Raw genomic sequence first — 22168 nt, 5'->3', positions numbered from 1 at the left:
CGGCCGACGGGACTGCGCTGACCGATCCTTCCCACGCCGCCATCTCAACGATGAACTCCCTCCTCACCGCCGTCCTGTACCCCCTGGATCTGGCCGGTATCTTCGCTTTCGCTCTCTCCGGTGCCCTCCTTGCCGTGCGCAAGGACTTCGACTTCTTCGGAACGCTGCTGCTCGCCGAGGCCGCGGGCACCGGCGGTGGGCTGTTCCGGGACCTGGTGCTGTCCCTGCCGCCGGTGGCGTTCACCGACACCGGATACTGCTTGGTGCCGCTGGTGGCCGCAGTCGTCGTGTTCGTCGTACGGCCGACTCGGCACCTGATCTCCGCAACCACTCTCTGCGACGCCGGCGCGTTGGGCATGTTCAGTGTGACCGGTACGGTCAAGGCACTCGAGCACGGTTCCTCACCGCTTCCGGCCGTCGCCCTGGGTGTCACGACCGCCGTGGGCGGTGGTCTCGCGTGCGGCGTCCTCGCCGGGGAGATCCCCGCGGTGCTCCGGTGGGACCAGGATCTCTACGTCCTGCCGGCTCTCGTCGGCGCGGGTGCCACCGCGGCTCTCGACGCGGCAGGCCGCCTGGACGTGGCCGGTGCCGTATGCGCCGCCGCACTCGCTCTCGCCCTGCGGATCTGCGCACTGCTCCGAGGCTGGCGTACACCTCGGTCCGCTCTCTGGAAGCGGTACGCGCAGACAGCGGAAGCCCGGTCCACCGCGCCTGGCCATTGGACATCGACGAGCAGTCATTGAGCATGACCATGCCTTCAAACCTGCGCAAGTGCCCTGCATTATCACTTTATATGCATTGATAAGCACTCGTCCCTCCCTGTCCGAAGGCATCGACATGCCCCTTGCCGAACTGACGGCCGCCTCGTCCCGCTCTCACGACGAAGCCGGCGACACCATCACCTACCCCGTTGACGTCGTTCTCTCCTTGCACCGCGAGCCAACGGCAAACCTGCTGCGCACGCTGCGCAGTCAGCATGTGTTCCCGACGCTGATCCGGAGCTGGGGCAGTGAACGGGCGTACAGCACCCTGCTGCACACCAGGCAGAGATCGCTCACCGTTCTCGACGTTCCTGATACCCGATGGGACGAGACACTGCCCCAACGCGTACGTGCCCTCAGTAATCTCTCGGCGGTCGTCCTGCTCATCCCCGAGGAGTCGGACCCCGCCCCTCTTCTCCTGGCAGGCGCCGCCAACGTGATGTCCCGCAGCGCGCCCCCGAGGGAGCTGGCCGGCCGGATCGCCGCTGAGCGGCGCTGGCTCGACTCGCAGAGAACCGGTCGGGACAGCCCGATGTGCACCCCGAGCAACCACCCACTGCGACCGCGGCAGTCCTCTCAGGCACTGTTGTTCGACATGCTGTGCTCCACGGCTCGCCCCTGGTGCTGTCATGAGCTGAGGCTCCTGCTCGGCACTGCGGACAGGCCAATGAGCAGGCGAGCGCTGCAGGCAAGGATCGTCCGCCTCGACGAACGACTCAGCTGCGTCGGCATGCACGTCAACTGCTCCACGCAGTGGGGACGTACCGTCCTGCTGGGCCTCTCGGGCGGCCACGGTGGTGCTTGAGAGCGGCCACCGGCGCCGAGTGTGCGTCTGCCGCCGCTGCGACGTGTGACCGGCGGCAGAGGAACGACGCACCGCCGAGGAGTTACCGCTGCCGAGTCACGGAGCTTCGTGCCCGCGAGGAACTGGAAGAAATGCCGTCACCACGACTACCCATCAGACCCGTACAGCAGCAGGAGGCCGGGTTCGGACGACAGCGGCTCAGCCAAGACCCGGCGCCCCCGCGCACTCCGCAAGTGAACGCCGACCGGGCTTGCGTGGCACGAGCCGCCTTGCGTCGGGCGGCAGCGGCTCATCCCGAAACAGCGACGGCGAGACCACCGGTCCCGTTCGGGGAGCCGGGGTCCGGGCGACGCGGGCGGGTTCGGGTCGCTGTCTGGACGGCCGGGCTCGGGGCGTGCGCCGTCATCGTCGGTGTCAGCCTCACGGTGCGCCAGGTGGTACCGGGGCAGACGTTGCCATCAACACGGCGTCACGGAGTGCCACTGGTCCGGCTCAAGGGACCGGGCAACCGGTGGAGACAATGGTTACGCCACACGAGCCATCGGCGTGGCCCATGGTGACGGCGGGTCCAGGCCCCGCTTCCCGCCCGTTCCCCGAACATCGGAGATCCGCTCATGTCCTGCCCGGCACTGCCCGTCGATCCGGAGCTCGCGGCCATGATCGGTCGTGTCGCTCCGTCCAGCACGCCCACCCTTGAGGTTCTCAGGGGCGGCGGAGCCTTCATCATCGAGGAGCGTCGGGCGTCCGTCCAGGGACCGGCACCCGACGTGCCCGTACTGGTGTGCCGACCGACGGAGGCCATCGGCCGGCTGCCGGTGCTTCTTCTCCCGCACTTGGGCGGCATGAACCTCGGCGCCACCTACCAGGGTCTCGCCTATTACCTGTCTGTAGCCCGGGAACTGAACGCCGCGGTCGTGGCCGTCGAGTGCCGGTCCGCTCCAGAGGGCCTCTGTCCGGTCGCGTCGGACGACTGCCTGACGGTGGTGGCCTGGCTCGGCGCTCGCGCCCAGGACCTCGCTGTCGACGCCGAGCGCGTCGTACTGCTCGGTTTCGGTGGCGCCGGTGCGTTGGCGGGGGGCCTGGCACTGCGGCTGCGGGACCGATTCGATCTGCGGCCTGTTGGACAGGTTCTCCTTTCTCCGCTGCTCGACGACCGCACCGTCACCTCGCAGGCTGTTCAGTCCGCCCACCCGGGCGGCTGGACCCCGAACACGAACGAAGCCGCCTGGACTCACCTCCTCGGCGACCGCTGCGGCACCTCGGACGTCACCCCTTACGCCGCCCCGGCACGCGCCGAGGATCTCTCCGACTTGCCACCGACCTATCTTGAGGTCGGTGCGCTCGACATCCTCCGCGACGAAGTCATCACCCATGCCCATCGCATCTGGGCGGCAGGTGGTGACGCCGAGCTGCACGTCTGGTCCGGAGCGTTCCACGGGTTCGACTTCCTTGCCCCCGCCGCCGCCGTCTCCCGGCAGGCCCGTGCCGCCCGGCAGGACTGGCTGCGGCGCATCCTGGTCAGACGCTGAACTGGATCCGCGAGCGAGCGACTTGGCAGCCCGAGTCACTCATCGGGCCCGCGGGTACGAGAGGCGAGAGCGTCACACGTATGCCGTGTTCCGCTTCTGGACCAGGTCCGAGGTGCGGAACACGCATCGGCGGAGTCTCACAACGTGCCGAGAGGCAGCATGACCAGCGCGTAGGCCAGGAACGCGAAGGCCACGGCGGCGCCCAGCGTCAGGGCCCGCTCCTTGTGAGTACGCGCCATGAGCAGCGAGAACAGAACGGAGCACGCGAGGCACGCCCACGCCTGCGGGGCGTAATGCAGGAACCAGGCGTAATACAGGCCCTCCATGCCGAACAGTCCGGCGAGAGCAGCCAGTCCGGTGACACGGCGCGCAAGGTTGCGGCCGTTTCGCCACCAGTGGCCCGCGGCGCCGAACAGCGGCCCCGCCACACAGGCCATACCCAGCCAGAGCAGCGGCCAGTAGAGAGCACCCATCCCGTCACGCCCGTACCCGTACTCCGCGTAGCCGTAGTACCCGACGACCAAGCCGATCTCCGCGGCCAGGCCGCCGATCACGGCTCGTGCCACGGAAGCTCGCCGGTACAGCAGCGCTCCGGTGGCGAACGCGACGGCGGACCAGACGGCACCGGAGTTGGCGATCTGCCCCCAGGAGCCCGGAAGCCACCCCTGGGCCAGATTGGTGAACACACCCAGCAGCAGACCACCGGCCACCGCCGGCACGATGCCTCCGCCACCCCATACACGCATCTTCCCTCTCGCCGTGGTCGCCTGGTCGGCGGCGGTGGTCGTCATGAGGTCCCTCCAAGGTCGTGATCGAGAACGCGCCGGACTATACACATCATGTATACGCGATGTGTATAGACGTGTTGTGCACACGGGCGGGTCTGAGCAGCGTTTGAACACATATTGGCGTGGTGACCGTCCGCCCCTCGGGCCGACACTGACCACGTCGCGTCACTTGCCCTCGGACCCGGTGGCCGCCCCGACGAGTGAGGGCGGCCGGCAGGCGTCCCGTCCCTCGGAGAGCGGCGCCGTTCCCATGAACTGCCTGGAGACCTCAGTCGTGCTCACTCCCGTAACCCTCCTTCGTTCGCACGCGGGCGACGACCGTCTGCCGGTGACCGTCCACTCGACCGATCCTCTTTCCGGCGCCGGGGTCACTCATCGACTCGAACACCATCCAGATGTGCGAATGGTCGACGATGCCTCCGCCGTCCCCGGCACTGTCGCCGTCTTCGTCGCCGACACCCTGGACAACACCACCTCGGTGCGACTGCACAGGCATGGCCGGACAACGGGCGCCTGCTCGGTACTGGTGGTCCGGCAACTGACCGACTCCGAGTTGCTGGAAGCCCTCGCCGCCCGTGTGCGAGTGGTCCTTCGGCATCACGACACCTCTGCCGAGCGTCTGCACCAGGCCGTCCGGACGGCCTCCCGCGGCCACGGTGACCTACCGCCCGACCTCTTGGGCAGAGTGCTGGAGTGGAGCGCCGCCCTGAGCCTGTCCCGCCACGGTGCCACCGCCGCCCCACCGGACGCGCCGTCATCATGGGAGGTCACCGCACTTCGGCTGCTGGCGGACGGTCTCGGCACCGAGGAGATGGCGAGGACTCTCGGCTGTTCCACCAGGACGGCGAAGAAGCGCGTCAGCGCCCTCCTCGACCGACTCGGCCTGCGCAACCGTGCCCACGCGGTGGCCTACGCGTGGCGCGAAGGCTTGATCTGACCGGGTGTGCAGCGAAACGCCGCGCCCCACGGTGTGAGGCGCGGCGTCGCCGGTGCGCCCGACCGGCTCAGACGAGCTTGGCCGAGAGTGTGATGGACGTGCCCGACAGTGCCTTGCTGACCGGGCAGTTGGCCTTGGCGTCCTCCGCCGCCGCGACGAAGACGTCGTCATCGACGCCCGCGACGGTGCCTTCCACCGTGAGATGCACGCCAGTGATGCCCTCGCCCGGCTGGAAGGTGACATCGGCCGAGGTGACGAGTCGGGTGGGCGGAGTGCCCGCTTCGGTCAGGGCGTGCGAGAGCGCCATCGAGAAGCAGCTCGAATGCGCGGCTGCGATCAGTTCCTCGGGGCTCGTCCTGCCCTGCGCCTCCTCGGCCCGCGAGGGCCATGTCACGGCTGCCGGCCGGTGCCTGATGAGTCGAAGGTCACGACTCCGGTGCCTTCGACGAGGTTCCCGTCCCACACGGTGTGGGCGGAACGCGTGGTTGCCATGCTGCTTCCTTCGTGTCGTGCGGTGCTCTCGGCGGCCGGCTCAGCCCGCCGCCTGGCGAACACGGACAACGTACGCACCACTAGCGGCAGTTGGGCGACGTATTCGACGAACGAGCGGCATCCGACCAATAAGTGAGCAGCCGCGGATTCTCGTCCGGCGCGTCCGGACTCACGAAAGGACAGACACAACGATGCACATCGTCACGATGGTCATGGCACTGCTGCTGTGTGCGGTGTACGTGACAGCGGGCCTGGCGAAGCTCGCGGGAGCCGCGGTGATGCGAGCGGACGCGGGGCGGCTCGGGCTCTCGGTCCGGGGCCAGCAGGGCATCGGGGCGCTGGAGGTCCTCGGCGGGGCCGGACTGGCACTCGGTGTGTGGTACCCGCCGCTGACGACCGGTGCGGCGATCGGCATCATCCTGCTGATGACCGGCGCCCTCCTGTACCACCGGCGGGCCGGCGATCCGATCGGCACGGCGATACCCGCCCTCGTTCTCGGTCTGGCGGTGGCACTCACCGCAGCGCTCGACCTGGCCGGTCGCTGAGCCGAGAGCAGGCCCGACCGGGGGCGCCGGCCTCGCGTCGCCGCACCGTCATCCTGATGTCACGGTCCTGTGCCGAAGACACTGCGGATCCACACTTCCGCGAGCGCGGCCACGCGCTGCCGGTCGGACACCTTCGGCTCCATGCCGAGGAGCGCGGCATAGAGGTTCCGTTCGCTCATCCAGACCAGGGTGGTGGCCAGCGTCGCCGCGTCGGTTCCCTCGGGCGCACGCCCGGTGGCACGCTCCTGCTCGATCCAGGCGGTGGCCGGCTCGATGAAGAGCCTGAGCAGCCCGGTGTACACCTCGCGCAGCTCCGCGTCGGACGCCATGGCGTCCGACGCCGCGACCACCACTGCGGAGTGCTCGCGCCACAGCGCCAGGATCTCCGCGTAGTTCTTCTCGAACGTGCGCTGGGGATGCGGATCGGTCTCGGTGGTGCCGAATCCGCGCAGGGCGATCTCGAGTTTGTCGTGCATGACACGCTCCAGCAGGGCAGCCAGGAGCGAGTGCTTGGTGTCGAAGTAGAAGTAGAAGGTGGGTCGCGAGATACCCGCTCTGGCAGCGACCTCCCCGACGGACATCTCCGTGAACGGCTTCTCCGCGAGCAACGCCTCGGCGGCGCTGAGCAGGGCTTCCAGACGTACGTCGCCACGGGGGGCGGGTCGGGTCCAGCTACGGGCGGCAGCCTGGGGCGGCTTGTGCGCCGACGCCTCCGGACGTTCTCCCACTGTGCGTGTCCCTTCCTCCTGCGGCTCCCGCCCGGTGCGAGGCGATGGCGGCGGCCGTGCCCGGCCTGCGGCCAGCCCATCGTAGTCCGACGTTTCGACTGCCCAGAGGCCCGACCGTGCGGAAGAGGAGAGGAGCGGCAACTCGATCGACACCCGTCGACACACTCGACACGTGTTGAGTTACGCTGACACCAGTTGCTTCCGCCCTCGCGACGGCCGGGAGCGCCCTCCTACTCACCTGCCCAGAGAGGCCTTGTCATGGCCACCATCCTGATCACCGGAGCAAGCGACGGACTCGGCCGAGCACTGGCCGAGGATCTCGCCCGAGACGGACACCACCTCCTGCTGCACGGACGGAACGCGGCACGGCTGGCCGAGGTTGCCGGGGCCACGGGCGGCGAGGTCTTCTCCGCCGACCTGGCCTCTCTGTCCGACACGCGACGTCTCGCGGCCGAGATCGCGGCCCGGCACGACCACCTGGACGTCCTCGTGAACAACGCGGGGGTCGGGTTCCGCGCCGGCAGCGCCGACAGGGAGCTCTCAGCCGACGGACACGAGCTGCGCCTCGCGGTCAACTACCTGGCCCCGGTCCTGCTCACCCAGGAGTTGCTGCCCCTTCTGCAGAAGGCGACCGCCGCGCGCATCGTCAACGTGGCCTCGGTCGGCCAGCAGTTGTTCGACTTCGACGACCCGCAGCACGAGCGGGACTTCAATCAAGCACACGCCTACTGCCGTTCCAAGCTGGCCCTCATCAGTCACTCTGTGGACCTCGCCCACCGACTGGAAGGCACCGGCATCACGGTCAACGCCATCCATCCGGCGACTTTCATGGCGACGACGATGACCCGGGACTCCGGTATGCCGGCCGACGAACCGCTGGAGAAGGGGGTCGCGGCCACCCGCCGACTGGTGGACGATCCCGGGCTGGCGGGGGTGACCGGTGTCTACTTCCACAGTTTCGACCGGTCCGCCCCCTCCGAGCCGGACGCCCTCTCCCCCGAGTACCGTCACCGCCTTGCGGCGGTGACGCAGCAGCTCCTCGCCGCTGCGGACGCCTGACACCGACGCTCACCCACACATACCAAGCGAACCACCACCACATCGGAGCACCTTCATGGCCCGCACATACGTCAGCACTGTCGTTCCCGCCACCGCCGAGGCCGTCTGGCACCTCGTCCGGCCCTTCGACGGCCTGCCTTCCTGGCATCCGGCGATCGCTTCGAGCGACCTGGAAGAGGGTGGCGCGGCCTCGGTAGGGGCGCTGCGGCGACTGCGGTTCGCCGGTGGCGACACCGAGGTCCTGGAGCGTCTGATCGCCCTCGACGACGCCCGGCGCACCTTCACCTACGAACTGGTCGAGCACCCCTTCCCCGTCCGTCGCAGCGTCTCCACGCTGAGGGTGCTGCCGGTGGTGGACACGGACCAGGCGTTCGTCGAGTGGTGGGCGGAGTCAGAGGAGAACGAGGAGGACGCGGCCGGCGCCCAGGCCCTGGTCGAGGAACTCTACGGAAGCGGCCTGGCCGCCCTGCGCGAGCGCTTCACCGGCGACGGCCCCGTCCCGGACTCCGCAGCCGGCTGACGCCTGTGCGGCGACCTCCCTCCTGAGGAGGAGGCAACAGGGAGGAGGGAGGGCGCGTCGCCTCCGCCCGACGTACAGGGGCCCGGCACCGAAGGCGCTCTACTGTTGCCCTATGAAAGCGATCAGGTCCCTGGCCGGGCACGGCTTGCCACCTGCGGTGACGGACACGGGACTGGCCGTTCTCGCGTTCGGCGGCTGCCTGGCGCTGCCGGAGATCGTCCCGGCGGACGACCAGGTACTGCGCACACCTGACACCTGGTGGCTCGGCCTTGTGCTGCTCATGGCTCTGCCGTTCGCGGCACACCGCCGAGCACCACTGATGTGTCTGTTGATCACAGCCTCGGCCGCGACCACGCTGCAGGGGCTCTCCTACGTGCCGCAGGTGATCGGGCCGCAAGGCATGTCCATCGGTCCGACCTACCTGGCGGTCGCCACGGCGGTGTTCCTCACCGCCGTGCGCCGGGGACCCTGGCTCACCACCCTCGTCGCCGGTGTGTTCATCCCCCTCGACTCACTCGTCGAGGCACTGCTCGCACCCGTGGGCCACCGACTGGCCGCGTTCGCCACCGTGGCCGTCCTCCTGCTGGCGGCCTGGGCCTTCGGCCGCCTCGCGAGAGCCCGCACGGCGATCCGGGACGAGGCCGTGGAACGCGCGGCCGCACTGGAGCGGGAACAGGCTGCCAACGCGCGTGCGGCGGTGATGCACGAGCGTGCGCGCATCGCCCGCGAACTGCACGACATCGTCGCGCACAACGTGAGCCTCATGGTCGTGCAGACCATCGCCGCCGACCGCGTACAGGACCGTACTCCCGAAAAGGCCCACGAGCTGCATGCGACGGTGGAACAGACCGGCCGGGACACCGTGACCGAGCTGCGCCGGCTGCTGGACGTGCTGCGCACCGAGGAGGAGGAAGACCGGCCCGGTCCCTCGAAGGAGCCACCGCAGCCGACTCTCGACGCCGTGCCCTCGTTGGTCGACTCGGTACGAGCCACCGGTCTGGACGTCGACTTCGCCGTGTCGGGCACACCGCTCGCCCTGCCGGCCGGCACGCACCTGACGGCCTACCGCATCGTTCAGGAAGCGCTCACCAACACCTTGAAGCACGCCGGGCCGACTCGGGTCCGGGTGCACCTCGTCTGGGACGACCAGCCGGCGCGACTCACCATCCGTATCTGCGACGACGGACCGGCCGGCAGAGCGCCCACGACACGGAACGCCACGGTGATCGCGCACGGCACCGGTCACGGTCTGGTGGGCATGCGTGAGCGGATCGCCGCGGTGGGCGGCACACTGCACACGGGCCCCAGGCCCGGCGGCGGCTACTGTGTGCACGCAGTGCTCGACCTGACGTGATCCGAGAGACGACACCTTGATGAGGGAACCAGAACCTATGCGGCGCATCCGCGTACTGCTGGCCGACGACCAGCCCATGATCCGGACGGGTTTCCGGCTCATCCTGGAGGCCGAGGGTGACATCGAGGTGGTGGCGGAGGCGTCCGACGGTCAGGAGGCTGTCACGGAGACCGAGCGTCTGTCTCCCGACGTGGTCCTCATGGACATCCGGATGCCCAACATGGACGGTGTGGAGGCCACCGAGCTGATCGTCCGCCACAATCCGTCCAGCCGCGTCATCATCCTCACCACCTTCGACCTGGACGCGCACGTCGTGGACGCGCTGAGGTCCGGAGCGAGCGGCTTCCTGGTGAAGGACGGGCCGGCGGACTCCCTGGTCGAGGCGATCCGCACGGTGTCGACCGGGGACGCGGTCCTCGCACCCCGTGTCACCCGGCGGCTGCTGGACCGCTTCGCCGGTATGCCCTCGCAGACCACTCCCTCACCGCCCCCTCGCCTGGACGCGCTCACGGCACGTGAACTCGACGTTCTGCGTATCTTGGCCCGAGGACTGTCGAACGCGGAGATCGCCCAGGAGCTGGGGATCGGTGAGACGACGGTGAAGACTCATGTCGCGCACATCCTGGACAAGTACCAGTTGCGCGACCGGGTCCAGGCCGTGGTCCTCGCTTACGACTGTGGTCTGGTGGCTCCGCGCACCACGTCGTCGCATCACACCGACTGACGCCATCCGCGAAATCCCCGTCGGCCGGGTGCGCAGCTGCGGGCGCACCCGGCCCTGTCCATGCTGTCAGTCGGGCAGGTGCCCCTGTGTCTCCCACAGCCACACCCGCTCCCGTACCTCGTCAATGGCTCGTGTCAGGTAACGGCGGTACGTGCTGAACGCCATGTTGAGGCGGCGTGCCACAGCCTCCTGCGTGAGGGACGTCTGGAAGGTCGTCGTCAGTACGGCATGCAGGTGCCGGGTCCGGGGGTTGGCCTGGAGCCGCTCAACGGCCTTGTTGAGCACCTCTTGGAGCGCTGCCACCGCCTGGGAGCCGTCATCGGCCTCGATGATCCTGCATTTCAGCAGTGGACTGACAGCGAGCGCATCGGGGTCGAGCCAGTTCCGCAGCGCTTCTCGGACGGCCGCGTCGCACTCCTCACGCGTCAGAGTGACCGTGACGGCCTTGGGCTCCTCCGCCGCCTTGCCGGGAGGCCCGCTCAGCAGGCGTACATCGATGCCCTCGGCCCACTCGTCGACGCGTACGGCACGCCAGTCATGGCAGAACAGTCCCGGTGTCCGGTCCGACCGGCCCGGCGGCTGGAACATGTCCATGTAGGTCATCAGCGGCTCCCAGAAGCCGGGGTCCGCCATCACCACGCACGACCACGCGCAGTGCCTCGCTCGCAGGAGTTCGAAGATGATGCGCATGTGCACCAGGTCCCAGGCCCGGGACGGGCGGTGCGGAGTGTGCCGATGCACCATGAACCGGGCGACTCCGAGGTGTTCCCCGTGGCGCGGACGGGCCATGTCGCCGACGGCGTCCCAGGCCTCCGCGACGACGGGATCGGCACGGCGCATGTCCGCGTCGGGCCACTCGACTCGCAGCCACACCATGAAGCCCAGCAGCTCGTTGGAGCTGAAGCGGCGGTGCACCTTGAAGGACTCGGGCTGCTTGGCCAGCCAGTACTCGACCGCGGCCGCGCTCTGCTCGCCCTCGACCTCGCGTGTCATGCGCACCAGCTCGGCGGCGTCCTCCGGGCGCACCGCGTCCTCGTAAGCGCCCCCCTCGTCGCGACTGCCGTGGAACTTCCGGATCCACGGAGCCCTGGAGATGATGTAGTTGTAGGCGCCGGTGGCCCTCAGTGCCTCTTGCTCGGGCGCGTTGCGGATGCGTTCGACCAGGTGCCGGCGGACCGCCCGGTGCATCGCCATGTACCGGTCCGGGTCCCGCCAGCGGAAGTCGCTGTCCAGGGCGTCACGGACGACGTCGTGCGGGTACACGCCGAACCGGCCGGAGCGGACGAAGGGCAGCTGCCGCAGCCACGCGAACAGGTGGGAGGCGTCTTCCTCCGGGAGCACCACCCGCAGCAGGTCCTCGGTCGTGTCCAGCGCGTGGCCGCAGACTTCGAGGGCGCGGCGATGCGCCGGAGAGGGCAGCTCCCCCACGAGGTGGGACAGCAGTTGTTCGATGACCGCGCGGGACGGCGCCCAGACCGTGCCCTCCGTGCTGCCGTGAGCGGCGACCTCGGCCGCCAGCCGCAGGGCCAGCGGATTGCCTCCCGCGAAGCTGAGGAGTTCCCTGTGTGCGGTCGGGTCGGCGCCTTGTCCTGCCAGGAGTGCCGCCGCCTGGCGCCCGTCGAGTTCGGGGAGCGAGACGACCCTCATCAGATCGCGCCAGCCGAGATCGGCACGCCACAGGGGATCGGGGGGCAGTCGGCCGGCGAGGACCACGAGGACTCCTGTGGGCAGCCGGGGAAGAAAACGGTTGCGTACCCATTCCTCCATGTCGCGGCAGCGCTCGAAACTGTCCACCAGCAGGACGCAGTCGTCCTGGAACAGGGCACCGGCCGCCGCCTGCTCGAAAGCGGTCGGCGAAGGGTAGATCGTGCGGCTGTCGACGGACACGACCGGCCTGCCCGCGCTGCGGGCCTCGACGGCGTAGCGCTGGAGCAGCGCGCTCTTGCCGATACCGCCGGGCCCGTGCAGAACGATGACCGACGGTGCGGACGGCTCTCCCGTCAGCGCGTGGCGGAACAGTTCGACTTCCGCCTCACGACCGACGAAGTTGTGCATTCTCGCCGTGGCGAGCTTGTCGGCGAACCGGCCGCGCCGGTCCGAAGCATGCGGGCGAGAAGTCTCGCCGGCGGAGCGGGAGGCGGAGTCTTCCGTCGCCATTCCGTTCCTGTCCTTCCTCACTGTGCACCGCGCCGGGCCGACTCGCCCCGTGCGGCTGGGTATCTGCGTGCGCGCCTGGAGCACGGTCGTCCGGACGGGCAGCCGACCCGTCGGCCGACGTGTTTCGACTTCACGTCACCCATCCCCCATGACTCACCGTGAACTGAGCAGCCCACGGCCTGTGTCACGCGACGTGACCGACCGGGCTTCGTTGACACCGTCACGCCGAACGTCCGCGCTCTCCCCGTACAGATCGATCACTTTATAGGAGCAGAGGCGTCTCCCTCTCCGGTCGCGGTCCCGTGCGGCACACGGTGCGCCCGCTGCCCGTAACGCGCCGAACCCGGATCCCTTTGATCACTCACAGTGACGTCCCGGGGAGCCTGTCAGGACGCCGAAAAGCCCGTTCGAGCAGATAAGGCGGGTGCCGGACAGGCTGGATGCCCGCGGGAGGCTCAGTGGTCCGAGCGCACCGACCCGGACCCACGAGGGACGCGACGGGGCACAATCCCAACGGGGAAATATCACCATTTCCGCGGTTCACATCCGTCCACGCCAGGTGGCGCTCATGAGCACGCCAACTTCTGCTCATCACTGCTCACCCGGCACACCGGCGCCCCGGAAGCGAGACGGCGCCACGACGGAATCACCGAACTCTGCCCACAGGATGATCATTCGGTGTTCAGCTCGGTATGCGTGTGCTTGCGGACCCATACCATCCCGAGGTGCAACAGATGGAGAGCGCCGACAGCACCGATTTCCTGGCGGCCACGACCGTCGTCAGACGGACGGACACACCGGGGACGTACGACAGTCACCTCCCACCGGTGTGGAACACCGCCGAGGGCATCGACGGGGGGATACTGCTGGCCGTCGCCGCCCGCGCGACAGCGGCGGCGACCGCGGTACGGGCGGAACGCTTCTTCCCCAGCTCCGTCAGTGCCTCCTTCCTCACCGCCTCGCGTCCGGGCCCGGTCCGCGCGCGGACCGAGGTCATCCAACGCGGCAGCCGCTTCACCACCAGCCAGGTCTCGCTGACCCAGAGGACGGAGGACGACCGTGAGGTCGAGCGGCTGCGCGCTCTCGTCTCCCACGGAACTCTCGTCTCCCAGACGGCTGTCGACGCCCCGCTGCCACCGGCCATCACCCCGCCGTCGGCCTGCGTCGGCCGCGACGACGCCCCGGGCGGGAACGCGCGACGCCTCGATCATCTGGCCGGCGTGGACGTACGACTGGCACCCGAGTGCGTCGACTGGGCCTTCGGCGCCCCCTCGTACACCGGCCGCTTCGACGGCTGGTTCCGGCTGGCCAACGGCCGTGAGCCCGATCCCCTGGCGCTCTTGGCCGCTGTGCACGCGCTTCCTCCCATCTCCTTCGCCTTCGGCCGTGTCGGGTGGCTGCCCACCGTCCAGCTCACGGCCCACATCCGCGCCCATCCCGCTCCGGGTTGGTTGCAGGTACGCACGAGCGCCAAGGCGTTGAGGGAAGACCACGTCATCGAGGACGCCGAAGTCTGGGACTCGACCGGTGAGCTGGTCCTGCAGTCACGTCAGTTCGCGGCGTCCATATGAACGACGAGAACGGCACGTCGGACTGCCGGATCCTCTGGGAGGCGTCGGTCCGGACGGACGGCCACGGCGCGGAGGCCGCCCCCTGCCGGCGCGGGTCACGGTTCGAGTCCGGTGTCCGTCCTTGCTGGTCCGTGTACGGGCTGTGGCCCACGCTCTCGCACGGCAGGGCCGCGCACACGCCGTTCCGCGACACGGTGGCGAGCGTTGGCGGAAGTGAGCACCTGTGAGCAGCCCGAAACCGCGTTCTGGGCGATCACGACCCGCAAGATGGAACGACGGGGTCCGGCCACGGCCACCCGGCTGACGCCGGACCTCGCGGGCACTGCCACGCCGTTCGCCGTGGCACGTCTCTTGTCGGCCCGACGATCGCTCTGTCGAAGGTGTTCCATGCGCATCCTGTTCTCCGGTACTCCGGCCTACGGCCACCTGCTGCCGTTGCTTCCCCTGGAGAGGGCCGCCCGCCGGGCCGGCCACACCACCGCGTTCCTCACTCACGCGTCGCTGGAGTCGGTCGTGGCTCCAGCCCCCGTCGTTCCCGCGGGCGCCACGCTGGAGGCGACGTTGATGGCGTTCCAGCAGCGGACCGGCAAGGACGCCACCACCGACATGTCCCCGGCGACCGCCGGCGAGTTCTTCGGCGGTACCCGGGTCGACCTGGGTGCCGACGAGGCACTGGCGGCGGCCCGCGCGTTCGCCCCCGACCTGGTGGTCGCCGAGACGGCGGACTTCCTCGGTCCGCTGGTCGCCTCTGAACTGGGAGTGAAGTGGGTCTCCCACGGTGTGGGCATCGCGCTGGAGGCTCCTCTGGCCGAGGCGATGCGGTCCACGGCCGTGGCGCGCGGCGCGGCGCGGGGCATCACCCTGACCCAGCCTGTCGCGTCGGTCGACCCCTGGCCCGCCTGTCTCCAGCGTGACGACTGGAAGCCGTCGGCGGACCGGGTCACCATCCGGCCCGAGGCGCACGAGTCCGAGACGGCCTCGTCATGGCGGCAGCCGTCCTTCCCGGGCCGCGAACACCTGCCCCGGGTGCTGGTGACGCTGGGCACCATCATCGACGACTCCGATGCTCTCGTGAAGATCGTCGCCTCGCTCGCCGGCCAGGACGTGAACGTGGTGGTCGCCCTGCCGCCGTCGGCCGAGGGTGACACGCTGCCGGTGGCGGGCGACGGCGTCCACGTGACCGGCTTCGTACCGATGAGTCTCCTGCTCCAAGGGGTGGACGTGGTCGTCTCCTCCGGTGGCGCCGGCACCGTGTTGTCGGTTCTCGGTTCCGGTGTCCCGATGGTGATCTGGCCGCTCGGACTGGACAAGCCACTGAACGCGGAGCGGACCGCGGCGCTCGGGGCCGCCGAGGTCATCGGCGCGGCGGACGAAGCCGGTGCCGCGGTCACGCGGGTGCTGGAGCAGGCGTCGTACCGGACGGCCGCCCAGGACGCGGCGGCGCAGATCGCGGCCATGACTCCGGCCGAGGATGTGCTGACCCTGCTGACCGCGTGACCGGGCCACTGACGCGCCCGCGGAACACGCAGGACACCCGACTCCCCGGGATCGGCCGGTGAAAGGAAGCATCATGTACGCAGTGCGGCAGTACGTTTTCGGTCCCCCGGAGACGCTGGTGTACGAAGAGGTCGATCCGTCCGTCCCCGGGCCCGGTGAAGTCGTCCTCACCGTGACAGCCGCGGGCGTCCACCTCATGGACACCGTGCTCCGCGCGGGACGGGAGATGGGGATGGCGCTGCCCCGCCTCCCGATGACGCCGGGCAGAGAGGCGGCGGGGGTGGTGGACACCGTCGGTTCCGGGGTGGACACGGGGTGGATCGGCGCCCGGGTGGTGGCCTACCTCGGCAACGAACGCAGCGGCGGCTACGCGACACACGCCGTCGCGGCGGCCGACAGTCTGCACCGCGTCCCGGACGGGGTGGACGACGCCACCGCGGTCGCCATGGTCGGAACGGGGCGCACCGCAGTCGGTGTGCTGGAGCAGGCCGCGTTGTCCGCCGAGGACATCGTGGTCGTGACCGCCGCGGCCGGCGGGATGGGAATCCTGCTCGTCCAGGCGGCGCGGCGGGCGGGCGCCAGGGTGATCGGTCTGGCCGGCGGTGCGCACAAGACCGAGACGGTGCTGGGGCAGGGCGCCGACGGTGCCGTGGACTACACGCTGCCCGGCTGGGAACGACGCCTCGGTCAGGCGCTCCGCGGCGAGGCGTCCACGGTCGTCTTCGACGGGGTGGGCGGACGTCTCGGCCGGGGTGCCGCGGAGACGCTGGGCTCAGGGGGCAGGCACTTGTACTACGGCTGGGCGTCCGACGAGGGACACTTCACCACGTTCACCGATGCGGAGCTGGAGAGGTACGGCATCACGTCGCGGTTGGTCGTGGGGCCCTCTCTCTTCGCGCTGCCGGGTGGCATCCGCCGGCTGGAGACGACCGCACTCGACGGGGCGGCACAAGGCGTGTTCCGCCCCGTTGTCCAGTCGTTCTCCCTCGCGCACGCCGCCCAGGCGCACTCGGCCCTGGAGACACGGCAGACCATGGGCAAGGTGGTGCTGCGGCCCCAGGCCGACGACCGTCGGTGAACCACGCGCTCGGATCAAGGCGGAAGCAGTGGCAGTCCCGTCTGTTCGTGCTGCCACAGCTTCTCCTCGATGCGCGCGGTGGCATGCGTCAAGTGCCGGCGGTAGGTGCTGTAGGGCATCCCCAGCCGTCGCGCCGCCGCCTCCTGGGTCGACGCGCCCTCCAGGAAGGCCTGGGTGGCGACCTGGTGCGCCTTGTCGCCGCCACGCCCGGTGACGAGGCCGGCGACGGCGTTGGACAGCACTTCCCGCAGGGTCATGCCGTGGTCGGCGACGAGCCGGCTGTTGCGGAGCGGGTTCGCGTCCAGCGCCTGCGGTCGCCGTAGGTCCCGCAGGGCCGAACGGACCGCGTCGGCGAACTCCGGCCTGGACATCGCCCGCGACGACGAAACCGGAACCCGGGACCGGTCCGTGGCGGTGAGGTCCTCGTCGTCGACCGTGTCGGTCAGCAGTGTCCGCTGCTTCTCGGCCAGCCAGCTTCCGGGGGACATGTCGCGCCAGTCATGGGCGAAGAGCCGGTAGGGATGCCCGCCGACCATGACGGGCCGGTCCAGCGGCACCATGTCGCAGAACCTCATGTGGGCGTCCCAGAAACCGTCGTCCCGCAACACGATGAACGACCAGGCCAGATCGGTGTCGCGCAGGAGTTCACCCAGCATGCGCCAGAGCATCAGATCCATGACCGGCGACGGCCGTTGGTAGTGGCGCGGGTACACGTGGAAGCGGCCGAGCACGACGTGCTCCCCGGGTGTGAGGGGACCGTGCGCCGCCACGTGCTCCCAGGCCGCCTCGGCGACCGGATCGTGCTCGCGCCCCTGGGAGGGATCCGGACGCAGCCAGGCCGAGAAGGCGATGGCGGCCGACGTACCGCGAAGCCGCTGGACCCGGAAGTCCTGTGGCCGGTTCCTGAGCCAGTAGCGCACCGGACCGGCCGCGTCGGCGCCCTCGCCGCGCTCGACGAGCGCCAGGACATCGGCCTCGTCCGAAGGACCGTACGGATGGTCCTCCACCAGTCCCGGTGTGTACCACGCGTGGCTCTGCGCCATGTAGCCGGCGCCCCGGTAGAGGAACTGCAGGGAGCCCACGTCATGGAGCAGCCTGCCGCTCGACGCGGAGCCGATGCGCTTCAGCAGATGGCGGTGGAGTCGTCGGTAGAGCTGGTCGAACCGCTCGGGGTCGCGCCACTTCAGGTCGGCCGCGAGTGCCTCCCGGACGACGTCGTGCGGGAAGACGCCCTCGGCGCAACGGTCGATGAAGGGCTGCTCGCGCACCCACGCGAAGAGTTCCGGCGCATCGTCACCGACCACCGCGCGCAGCAGCGTCTCGGTGGTCACGTGTGCCTGCGCGCAGACCTCAAGAGCCAGCCGGTGCCGGGGGCCGGGCAGATCCCCCAGGATGTCGGACAGCAGTGGGGCAACGACCTCGGAGACGGGCTCCCATGGGCGGGAGGCGGGCATGTCATGCCCGGCGGACGCGTGGGCGGCCAGTACCAGGGCGAGGGGGTGGCCGCAGGCGAAGGCCAGCAGAGCGTCGCGGCGGGCCGGATCGACCCCGCGCCTCTCCAGGAAGGCCTGAGCCTCGTCCGCGCCGAGGCTGCCGAGGGCGATCACCTTGAGGAGGCCCGCCCACCCCGGGTCCGCCGACCACCTCATGTCCGGCGCGTGCCGGCTCGCCACGACGACCAGGATGTCGGCGGGCAGTCCCGGGAGGAACTCGTCACGCAACCAGGTCTCCAGGCTCTGGCAGTACTCGAAGGTGTCGATCAGCAGCAGCGCTCGCGGAGTCCGCACAGCCGTCTCGGCGGCTGTCTCGAACGACTGAGGAGCGGCCGGCACCGCCCGTCCGTCGACGTGCACGACCGTCCGGCCGGCCACGGCGGCCTCTTTGGCGTACTGCCGGATGAGCGCCGACTTGCCGATGCCTCCGGGGCCGTGCACCCACAGCAGGGAAGGTGCGTCATGGCCCCCCGCGAGGGCGTCACGGAACAGACGCAGTTCGGTTTCCCTGCCGACGAACACATGGTCCCTCGCCACACTGATCCGGTCGGCGATCTTGCCCCGTGGCGGCGCTTCCATCACGTGCCTTTCCTGTTCAGCGGACGTTGCCGCATGGGTCACTACGTCATGTCGGACAGCTTGTGCCCTCGGCACGGGCTCTGTCCCACGGCCGGTGGCCGGCGCCGTCCGTCGCTCAGACGCCGGCGCAGAGGCCGTCGAAGGTGAGGTCGAGGAGACGCTCGGCCTGCTGTCGCTGCTCGGGCCGGCCCGAGGCCAGGGCGATGCCGGTGAGGGCGGCGAACATGTCGCTCGCTCCGATGTCCCTGCGGAGGGCGCCGGCTTCGACGCCGGCGTCGAGCAGTGAGGTGAGCGCTGTCAGGATCAACTCGTGGCTCTGCGCGTACGGGTTGACGCCCGACGCGGCCAAGGAGCGCAGGGCGTCGGCCATGCCGAGCTTCGCGGTGGCGTAATCGATGAAGCGACCCATCCACGCGCGCAGGGCGTCGCGCGGCGGCAGAGCGGACAGGAGCTCGGGAGCGGCGTCGCAGAGCTTGGCGAGTTCGTTGCGGTAGGCGGCCTCGATGAGGACCTCCCTGGTGGGGAAGTTGCGGTAGAGGGTGCCTGAGCCGACACCGGCCTCTTTCGCGATGCGCTCCAGGTGCGCGTCGAGGCCCTCCTCCGCGAAGACCCGCACCGCCGCGGCCAGGATTCTGTCCCTGTTGCGCTGAGCGTCGGCCCGCAGCAGACGCCCTGCGTCCTTCGGCATGAGGGGACTCCCGTCGATGCTTGGCACGCACGCCGGAACTTGCCAAGCGGGGGCGCCTCCATTTAACTTACTCAAAGCGGGGGCGCCTCCACTTCACTAAACGGCGACGCCTCCACTTTCAGTCTAAGTCATCGGCGCCCTCGACGTGATCCCCCGCCCGCACAGCGAGGCGGGCACGCGCTCACGCCACTGACGCACCAGACGCCCTCCACGGAGGGCCCTGACGAGGCTCCCACCCCCTGTCCCACGGCGGCGCCGGCCGGCCCGGCGCCACACATCCCCGGAGTTAGCATGAGCATGTCATTGCAGGGCAAGGTCGCCGTCATCACCGGAGGTGCCTCCGGAGTGGGCTTCGGCATCGCCCAGGAGTTCGCCGCACACGGCGCCCGGGTCGTCATCACCGATCTGGGCCGGTCCGATCTCGACCGGGCCGTGGCGCGGATCGGCGACGCCTGTACCGGCGCAGTCGCCGATGTCACCGATCCCACCGCCATGGACCGCGTGTACCGCGAGGTCAAGGCGGAGCACGGCCGCCTGGACGCCGTCGTCGCGAACGCGGGAATCGGCGCACACGCTCCCCTGGGCCACATCACCGAGGACCAGTTCGACCGCACCTTCGGCGTCAACGTCAAGGGCGTGCTCTTCACCGTCCAGCCCGCCCTGCCGCTCATGCCGGACGGAGGGGCCATCGTCATCATCGGCTCCACCGCCTCCGTGCGACCGCCCGCGGGGATGAGTCTCTACGGCGGTTCCAAGGCCGCGGTCCGCTGTCTCGTACGTGCTTGGATCCAGGACATCAAAGGCTCGGGCATACGCATCAACGTCCTCAGCCCCGGAGCCGTCGACACCCCGAGCCTGCGACGGGCCGCGGAGCAGGCTCAGGGCGCCGACGCGGTGATCCCGCTCATCCGGGCCATGGGCGAAGGCAACCCCACCGGGCGCATCGCCGACCCGCGCGAGATAGGCAAGGCCGCCGTGTTCCTGGCCGACGACGCCGCCGGCTTCGTCACCGGTGTCGAGTTCTTCGTCGACGGAGGCGTGGCACAGGTGTGACCCGCCCGCGGCTCCAGCACGGTACGGGTCCGCCGTACCGACACCCCCCAGGACGGCGGCACGAGCCGTCGGCGCCCCTCACCCGAGCAGCCGCACGCCCCACCCGCCGCCTTGCACACTCCCACTCCTGCGACCCGAAAGTCGAACCGTCCATGCCTACCGCACGCCCCGACTCCGCCCCGTCGGCCGACGCCCCCGCCGACCGTCCAGAGCGGAAACGCACCGGTTCCACGGCCATCGGCATCACCGTCGTACTCGTCGTACAGCTGATGCTCGCCCTGGACACGACCATCGTCAACGTGGCTCTGCCACGTATCGGCTCAGGCCTGCACTTCAGCCCGGCCGGACTGTCCTGGGTACTCAACGCCTACACCCTCGCCTTCGGCGGTCTGCTCCTGCTGGGCGGGCGCCTCGGTGACACCTTCGGCCGGCTCCGTGTCTTCGAGACCGGACTCGCCCTCTTCACCGCCGCGTCGCTCGCCGGAGGCATCGCCGACACCCCCGGGCTGCTGATCGCCGCGCGGACCGCGCAGGGCGTCGGCGCCGCACTGGCAGCTCCAGGTGTCCTCGCCCTCCTCACCACGAACGCCCCCGACGAGAGCGCCCGACACCGCGCGCTGGCGCTCTTCTCCGCGGTCAGTATCGGCGGCAGCACGCTGGGCCTCGTCCTCGGCGGGCTCGTCACCGAGTACGGCACGTGGCGCTGGACGCTGTTCATCAACGTCCCCCTCGGCCTGACCGTCCTCGCCCTCGCCCGGCGCTTCGTCACGGAAACACCGCGCCGCCCCGGCCGTTTCGACACGGTGGGGGCCGTCGCGGCCACCGGCGCGGCGGTGGCTGTCGTCTGGACGCTGACCGGAGCACCGGACCAGGGCTGGACCTCGCCACGGACCGTGGCCGGGTTCGTCATCAGCGTCGTATGTGCCGTAGTGCTCGTGGCGACCGAGCGGCGCGTCTCCGTCCCCCTGCTGCCGCCGGTTCTGTTCCGTGCCCGGCGACGGCTCGGCGGACTCGCCGTCACCGCCCTGGTCTTCGGCTCCCAGATGTCGATCTTCTTCCTCGTGGTGCAGTACCTCCAGCGAGTCCTGCACTTCAGCCCGCTGCGTGCCGGTCTCGCCTTCGTGCCCATGACGCTCGGCATATTCGTGATGTCCCGGATCACGCCCCGACTTCTCGCCCGTTTCGGCCAGGCCCCGCTGTTGATCACTGGCACGCTCGGTCTCACCGTCAGTTACGTGTGGCTCGCAGGCGTCGGCACCACCGACTCCTACGCCGCCGCCCTCCTCGGCCCGCTGCTCCTCAACGGGGTGTTCGCCGGACTGACGTTCATGCCCGCGGCCTCTCTGGTCGTGGGTGATGTGGAGCCCGAGCACGCGGGGTCGGCCTCCGGACTGCTCCAGACCACCCAGCAACTCGGCGGTGCGATCGGACTCGCCGTGATCGTGTCGGTGTACGCCGCCGGAGCCGTGCCCGGCGCCTTCGTACCCGGTGTCCGGGCGGCCTTCCTCACCGCGGGCGCACTCACGGTCACCGCCTGCCTCACCACTGCCCTGCTCCTCACGACAGGCCGACGGCCGGCTTCCGCGAGCAGATGAGACACGGGTCGGCGCGGCCGTCTGCTCGACAGTCGGTGGCGGTGTGGTCGCAGTAGCCGCCGACACGCCTACGCGTCCGGGTGAGGACAGGGTGGCTGCGGCCTCGTGCGTCTGGGCGGGCACGGCGGACCTGTGAGGCAATCCGTCGACAGGAGCAAGGTCACGAAATGTCGAGGCCCCAGGTCACGCGGCACATGGCCTGGGGCCCCCGAGCC

The 22168-nt window shown here is 69.9% G+C and carries 19 protein-coding genes and 1 pseudogene; 14 read left to right on the top strand and 6 right to left on the bottom strand.

What is annotated here, in order from left to right; all coding sequences use genetic code 11:
• Positions 1–50: 50 nt before the first annotated feature.
• From J7I94_RS29795 to J7I94_RS29785, 3 genes are all read left to right on the top strand, one after another.
• Positions 51–743, top strand: a complete 693-nt coding sequence (locus J7I94_RS29795; RefSeq protein ID WP_215172016.1) for a trimeric intracellular cation channel family protein — start codon at positions 51–53, stop codon at positions 741–743.
• A 94-nt stretch (positions 744–837) separates the two neighbouring features.
• Complete coding sequence (locus tag J7I94_RS29790) at positions 838–1566, top strand: hypothetical protein (protein WP_215172007.1); 729 nt, start codon at positions 838–840, stop codon at positions 1564–1566.
• A 614-nt stretch (positions 1567–2180) separates the two neighbouring features.
• On the top strand, positions 2181–3095 hold the full coding sequence (locus J7I94_RS29785) for an alpha/beta hydrolase fold domain-containing protein (protein WP_215172005.1): 915 nt from the start codon (positions 2181–2183) through the stop codon (positions 3093–3095).
• Between the two features lie 137 nt (positions 3096–3232).
• Here the strand turns inward: J7I94_RS29785 and J7I94_RS38725 are convergent, their stop codons facing one another.
• Positions 3233–3886: a DUF6518 family protein gene (locus J7I94_RS38725; RefSeq protein ID WP_251075931.1), complete on the bottom strand. Its 654-nt coding sequence runs from the start codon at positions 3884–3886 to the stop codon at positions 3233–3235.
• A gap of 325 nt (positions 3887–4211) precedes the next feature.
• Between J7I94_RS38725 and J7I94_RS39400 the strand changes: the two genes are divergently transcribed.
• The gene (locus J7I94_RS39400; protein WP_215172003.1) at positions 4212–4820 is read left to right on the top strand and encodes a LuxR C-terminal-related transcriptional regulator; all 609 of its coding nucleotides are present in this window, start codon (positions 4212–4214) and stop codon (positions 4818–4820) included.
• Between the two features lie 67 nt (positions 4821–4887).
• Here the strand turns inward: J7I94_RS39400 and J7I94_RS29770 are convergent.
• Positions 4888–5312, bottom strand: a pseudogene (locus J7I94_RS29770) (OsmC family protein).
• Positions 5313–5503: 191 nt separating this feature from the next.
• On the opposite strand from J7I94_RS29770, the gene J7I94_RS29765 reads away from it, so the two are divergent.
• Positions 5504–5857 (top strand): DoxX family protein, encoded by a 354-nt coding sequence (locus J7I94_RS29765; protein ID WP_215172001.1) that lies wholly within the window; start codon positions 5504–5506, stop codon positions 5855–5857.
• A gap of 59 nt (positions 5858–5916) precedes the next feature.
• Here the strand turns inward: J7I94_RS29765 and J7I94_RS39075 are convergent, their stop codons facing one another.
• Entirely contained in the window at positions 5917–6585 is a 669-nt protein-coding gene (locus tag J7I94_RS39075; protein ID WP_215172000.1) for a TetR/AcrR family transcriptional regulator, read from the bottom strand.
• A gap of 258 nt (positions 6586–6843) precedes the next feature.
• On the opposite strand from J7I94_RS39075, the gene J7I94_RS29755 reads away from it, so the two are divergent.
• The 4 genes from J7I94_RS29755 to J7I94_RS29740 all read left to right on the top strand — a co-directional run bounded on the left by J7I94_RS29755 (position 6844) and on the right by J7I94_RS29740 (position 10242).
• The gene (locus tag J7I94_RS29755; protein WP_215171998.1) at positions 6844–7644 is read left to right on the top strand and encodes an SDR family NAD(P)-dependent oxidoreductase; all 801 of its coding nucleotides are present in this window, start codon (positions 6844–6846) and stop codon (positions 7642–7644) included.
• A gap of 55 nt (positions 7645–7699) precedes the next feature.
• Entirely contained in the window at positions 7700–8164 is a 465-nt protein-coding gene (locus J7I94_RS29750) for an SRPBCC family protein (protein WP_215171996.1), read from the top strand.
• A 112-nt stretch (positions 8165–8276) separates the two neighbouring features.
• Positions 8277–9518, top strand: a complete 1242-nt coding sequence (locus tag J7I94_RS29745) for a sensor histidine kinase (protein ID WP_215171995.1) — start codon at positions 8277–8279, stop codon at positions 9516–9518.
• Positions 9519–9555: 37 nt separating this feature from the next.
• Positions 9556–10242 carry a response regulator transcription factor gene (locus tag J7I94_RS29740; protein WP_215171993.1) on the top strand — a complete coding sequence of 229 codons (687 nt, stop codon included), beginning with the start codon at positions 9556–9558 and terminating at the stop codon, positions 10240–10242.
• A 66-nt stretch (positions 10243–10308) separates the two neighbouring features.
• Here J7I94_RS29740 and J7I94_RS29735 read toward each other — a convergent pair whose 3' ends face one another.
• The gene (locus J7I94_RS29735; protein ID WP_215171991.1) at positions 10309–12399 is read right to left on the bottom strand and encodes an ATP-binding protein; all 2091 of its coding nucleotides are present in this window, start codon (positions 12397–12399) and stop codon (positions 10309–10311) included.
• Positions 12400–13133: 734 nt separating this feature from the next.
• On the opposite strand from J7I94_RS29735, the gene J7I94_RS29730 reads away from it, so the two are divergent.
• The 3 genes from J7I94_RS29730 (at position 13134) to J7I94_RS29720 (ending at position 16545) form a co-directional block, all read left to right on the top strand.
• Entirely contained in the window at positions 13134–13970 is an 837-nt protein-coding gene (locus tag J7I94_RS29730) for a thioesterase family protein (RefSeq protein ID WP_251075936.1), read from the top strand.
• 387 nt (positions 13971–14357) lie between these two features.
• On the top strand, positions 14358–15467 hold the full coding sequence (locus J7I94_RS29725) for a glycosyltransferase (protein ID WP_215171987.1): 1110 nt from the start codon (positions 14358–14360) through the stop codon (positions 15465–15467).
• A gap of 73 nt (positions 15468–15540) precedes the next feature.
• Positions 15541–16545 carry a zinc-binding dehydrogenase gene (locus J7I94_RS29720; RefSeq protein ID WP_215171985.1) on the top strand — a complete coding sequence of 335 codons (1005 nt, stop codon included), beginning with the start codon at positions 15541–15543 and terminating at the stop codon, positions 16543–16545.
• Positions 16546–16559: 14 nt separating this feature from the next.
• On the opposite strand, the gene J7I94_RS29715 is transcribed toward J7I94_RS29720, so the two are convergent.
• Positions 16560–18617: an ATP-binding protein gene (locus J7I94_RS29715; RefSeq protein ID WP_215171983.1), complete on the bottom strand. Its 2058-nt coding sequence runs from the start codon at positions 18615–18617 to the stop codon at positions 16560–16562.
• A 115-nt stretch (positions 18618–18732) separates the two neighbouring features.
• A complete protein-coding gene (locus J7I94_RS29710) occupies positions 18733–19305 on the bottom strand; it encodes a TetR/AcrR family transcriptional regulator (RefSeq protein ID WP_215171981.1) in 573 nt (190 codons plus the stop codon).
• Between the two features lie 291 nt (positions 19306–19596).
• On the opposite strand from J7I94_RS29710, the gene J7I94_RS29705 reads away from it, so the two are divergent.
• Both J7I94_RS29705 and J7I94_RS29700 read left to right on the top strand, forming a co-directional pair.
• Positions 19597–20358 carry an SDR family NAD(P)-dependent oxidoreductase gene (locus J7I94_RS29705; RefSeq protein ID WP_215171979.1) on the top strand — a complete coding sequence of 254 codons (762 nt, stop codon included), beginning with the start codon at positions 19597–19599 and terminating at the stop codon, positions 20356–20358.
• Positions 20359–20510: 152 nt separating this feature from the next.
• Positions 20511–21953, top strand: a complete 1443-nt coding sequence (locus J7I94_RS29700; RefSeq protein WP_215171978.1) for an MFS transporter — start codon at positions 20511–20513, stop codon at positions 21951–21953.
• The last annotated feature ends 215 nt before the right edge of the window (positions 21954–22168 follow it).

It is taken from the genome of Streptomyces sp. ISL-12, from assembly GCF_018614415.1.
In the GTDB taxonomy this organism is placed as follows: Bacteria; Actinomycetota; Actinomycetes; order Streptomycetales; family Streptomycetaceae; genus Streptomyces.
Note: the sequence above shows the minus strand (reverse complement) of the source record. Positions and strands in the feature narration are given on the sequence as shown.

Bases quoted from the DNA above. Each gene is read 5' to 3' on its own strand.
- J7I94_RS29795 (WP_215172016.1), top strand. From the start codon at position 51: ATGAACTCCCTCCTCACCGCCGTCCTGTACCCCCTGGATCTGGCCGGT.
- J7I94_RS29790 (WP_215172007.1), top strand. From the start codon at position 838: ATGCCCCTTGCCGAACTGACGGCCGCCTCGTCCCGCTCTCACGACGAA.
- J7I94_RS29785 (WP_215172005.1), top strand. From the start codon at position 2,181: ATGTCCTGCCCGGCACTGCCCGTCGATCCGGAGCTCGCGGCCATGATC.
- J7I94_RS38725 (WP_251075931.1), bottom strand. From the start codon at position 3,886: ATGACGACCACCGCCGCCGACCAGGCGACCACGGCGAGAGGGAAGATG.
- J7I94_RS29765 (WP_215172001.1), top strand. From the start codon at position 5,504: ATGCACATCGTCACGATGGTCATGGCACTGCTGCTGTGTGCGGTGTAC.
- J7I94_RS29755 (WP_215171998.1), top strand. From the start codon at position 6,844: ATGGCCACCATCCTGATCACCGGAGCAAGCGACGGACTCGGCCGAGCA.
- J7I94_RS29750 (WP_215171996.1), top strand. From the start codon at position 7,700: ATGGCCCGCACATACGTCAGCACTGTCGTTCCCGCCACCGCCGAGGCC.
- J7I94_RS29745 (WP_215171995.1), top strand. From the start codon at position 8,277: ATGAAAGCGATCAGGTCCCTGGCCGGGCACGGCTTGCCACCTGCGGTG.
- J7I94_RS29740 (WP_215171993.1), top strand. From the start codon at position 9,556: ATGCGGCGCATCCGCGTACTGCTGGCCGACGACCAGCCCATGATCCGG.
- J7I94_RS29735 (WP_215171991.1), bottom strand. From the start codon at position 12,399: ATGGCGACGGAAGACTCCGCCTCCCGCTCCGCCGGCGAGACTTCTCGC.
- J7I94_RS29730 (WP_251075936.1), top strand. From the start codon at position 13,134: ATGGAGAGCGCCGACAGCACCGATTTCCTGGCGGCCACGACCGTCGTC.
- J7I94_RS29725 (WP_215171987.1), top strand. From the start codon at position 14,358: ATGCGCATCCTGTTCTCCGGTACTCCGGCCTACGGCCACCTGCTGCCG.
- J7I94_RS29720 (WP_215171985.1), top strand. From the start codon at position 15,541: ATGTACGCAGTGCGGCAGTACGTTTTCGGTCCCCCGGAGACGCTGGTG.
- J7I94_RS29715 (WP_215171983.1), bottom strand. From the start codon at position 18,617: ATGGAAGCGCCGCCACGGGGCAAGATCGCCGACCGGATCAGTGTGGCG.
- J7I94_RS29710 (WP_215171981.1), bottom strand. From the start codon at position 19,305: ATGCCGAAGGACGCAGGGCGTCTGCTGCGGGCCGACGCTCAGCGCAAC.
- J7I94_RS29705 (WP_215171979.1), top strand. From the start codon at position 19,597: ATGAGCATGTCATTGCAGGGCAAGGTCGCCGTCATCACCGGAGGTGCC.
- J7I94_RS29700 (WP_215171978.1), top strand. From the start codon at position 20,511: ATGCCTACCGCACGCCCCGACTCCGCCCCGTCGGCCGACGCCCCCGCC.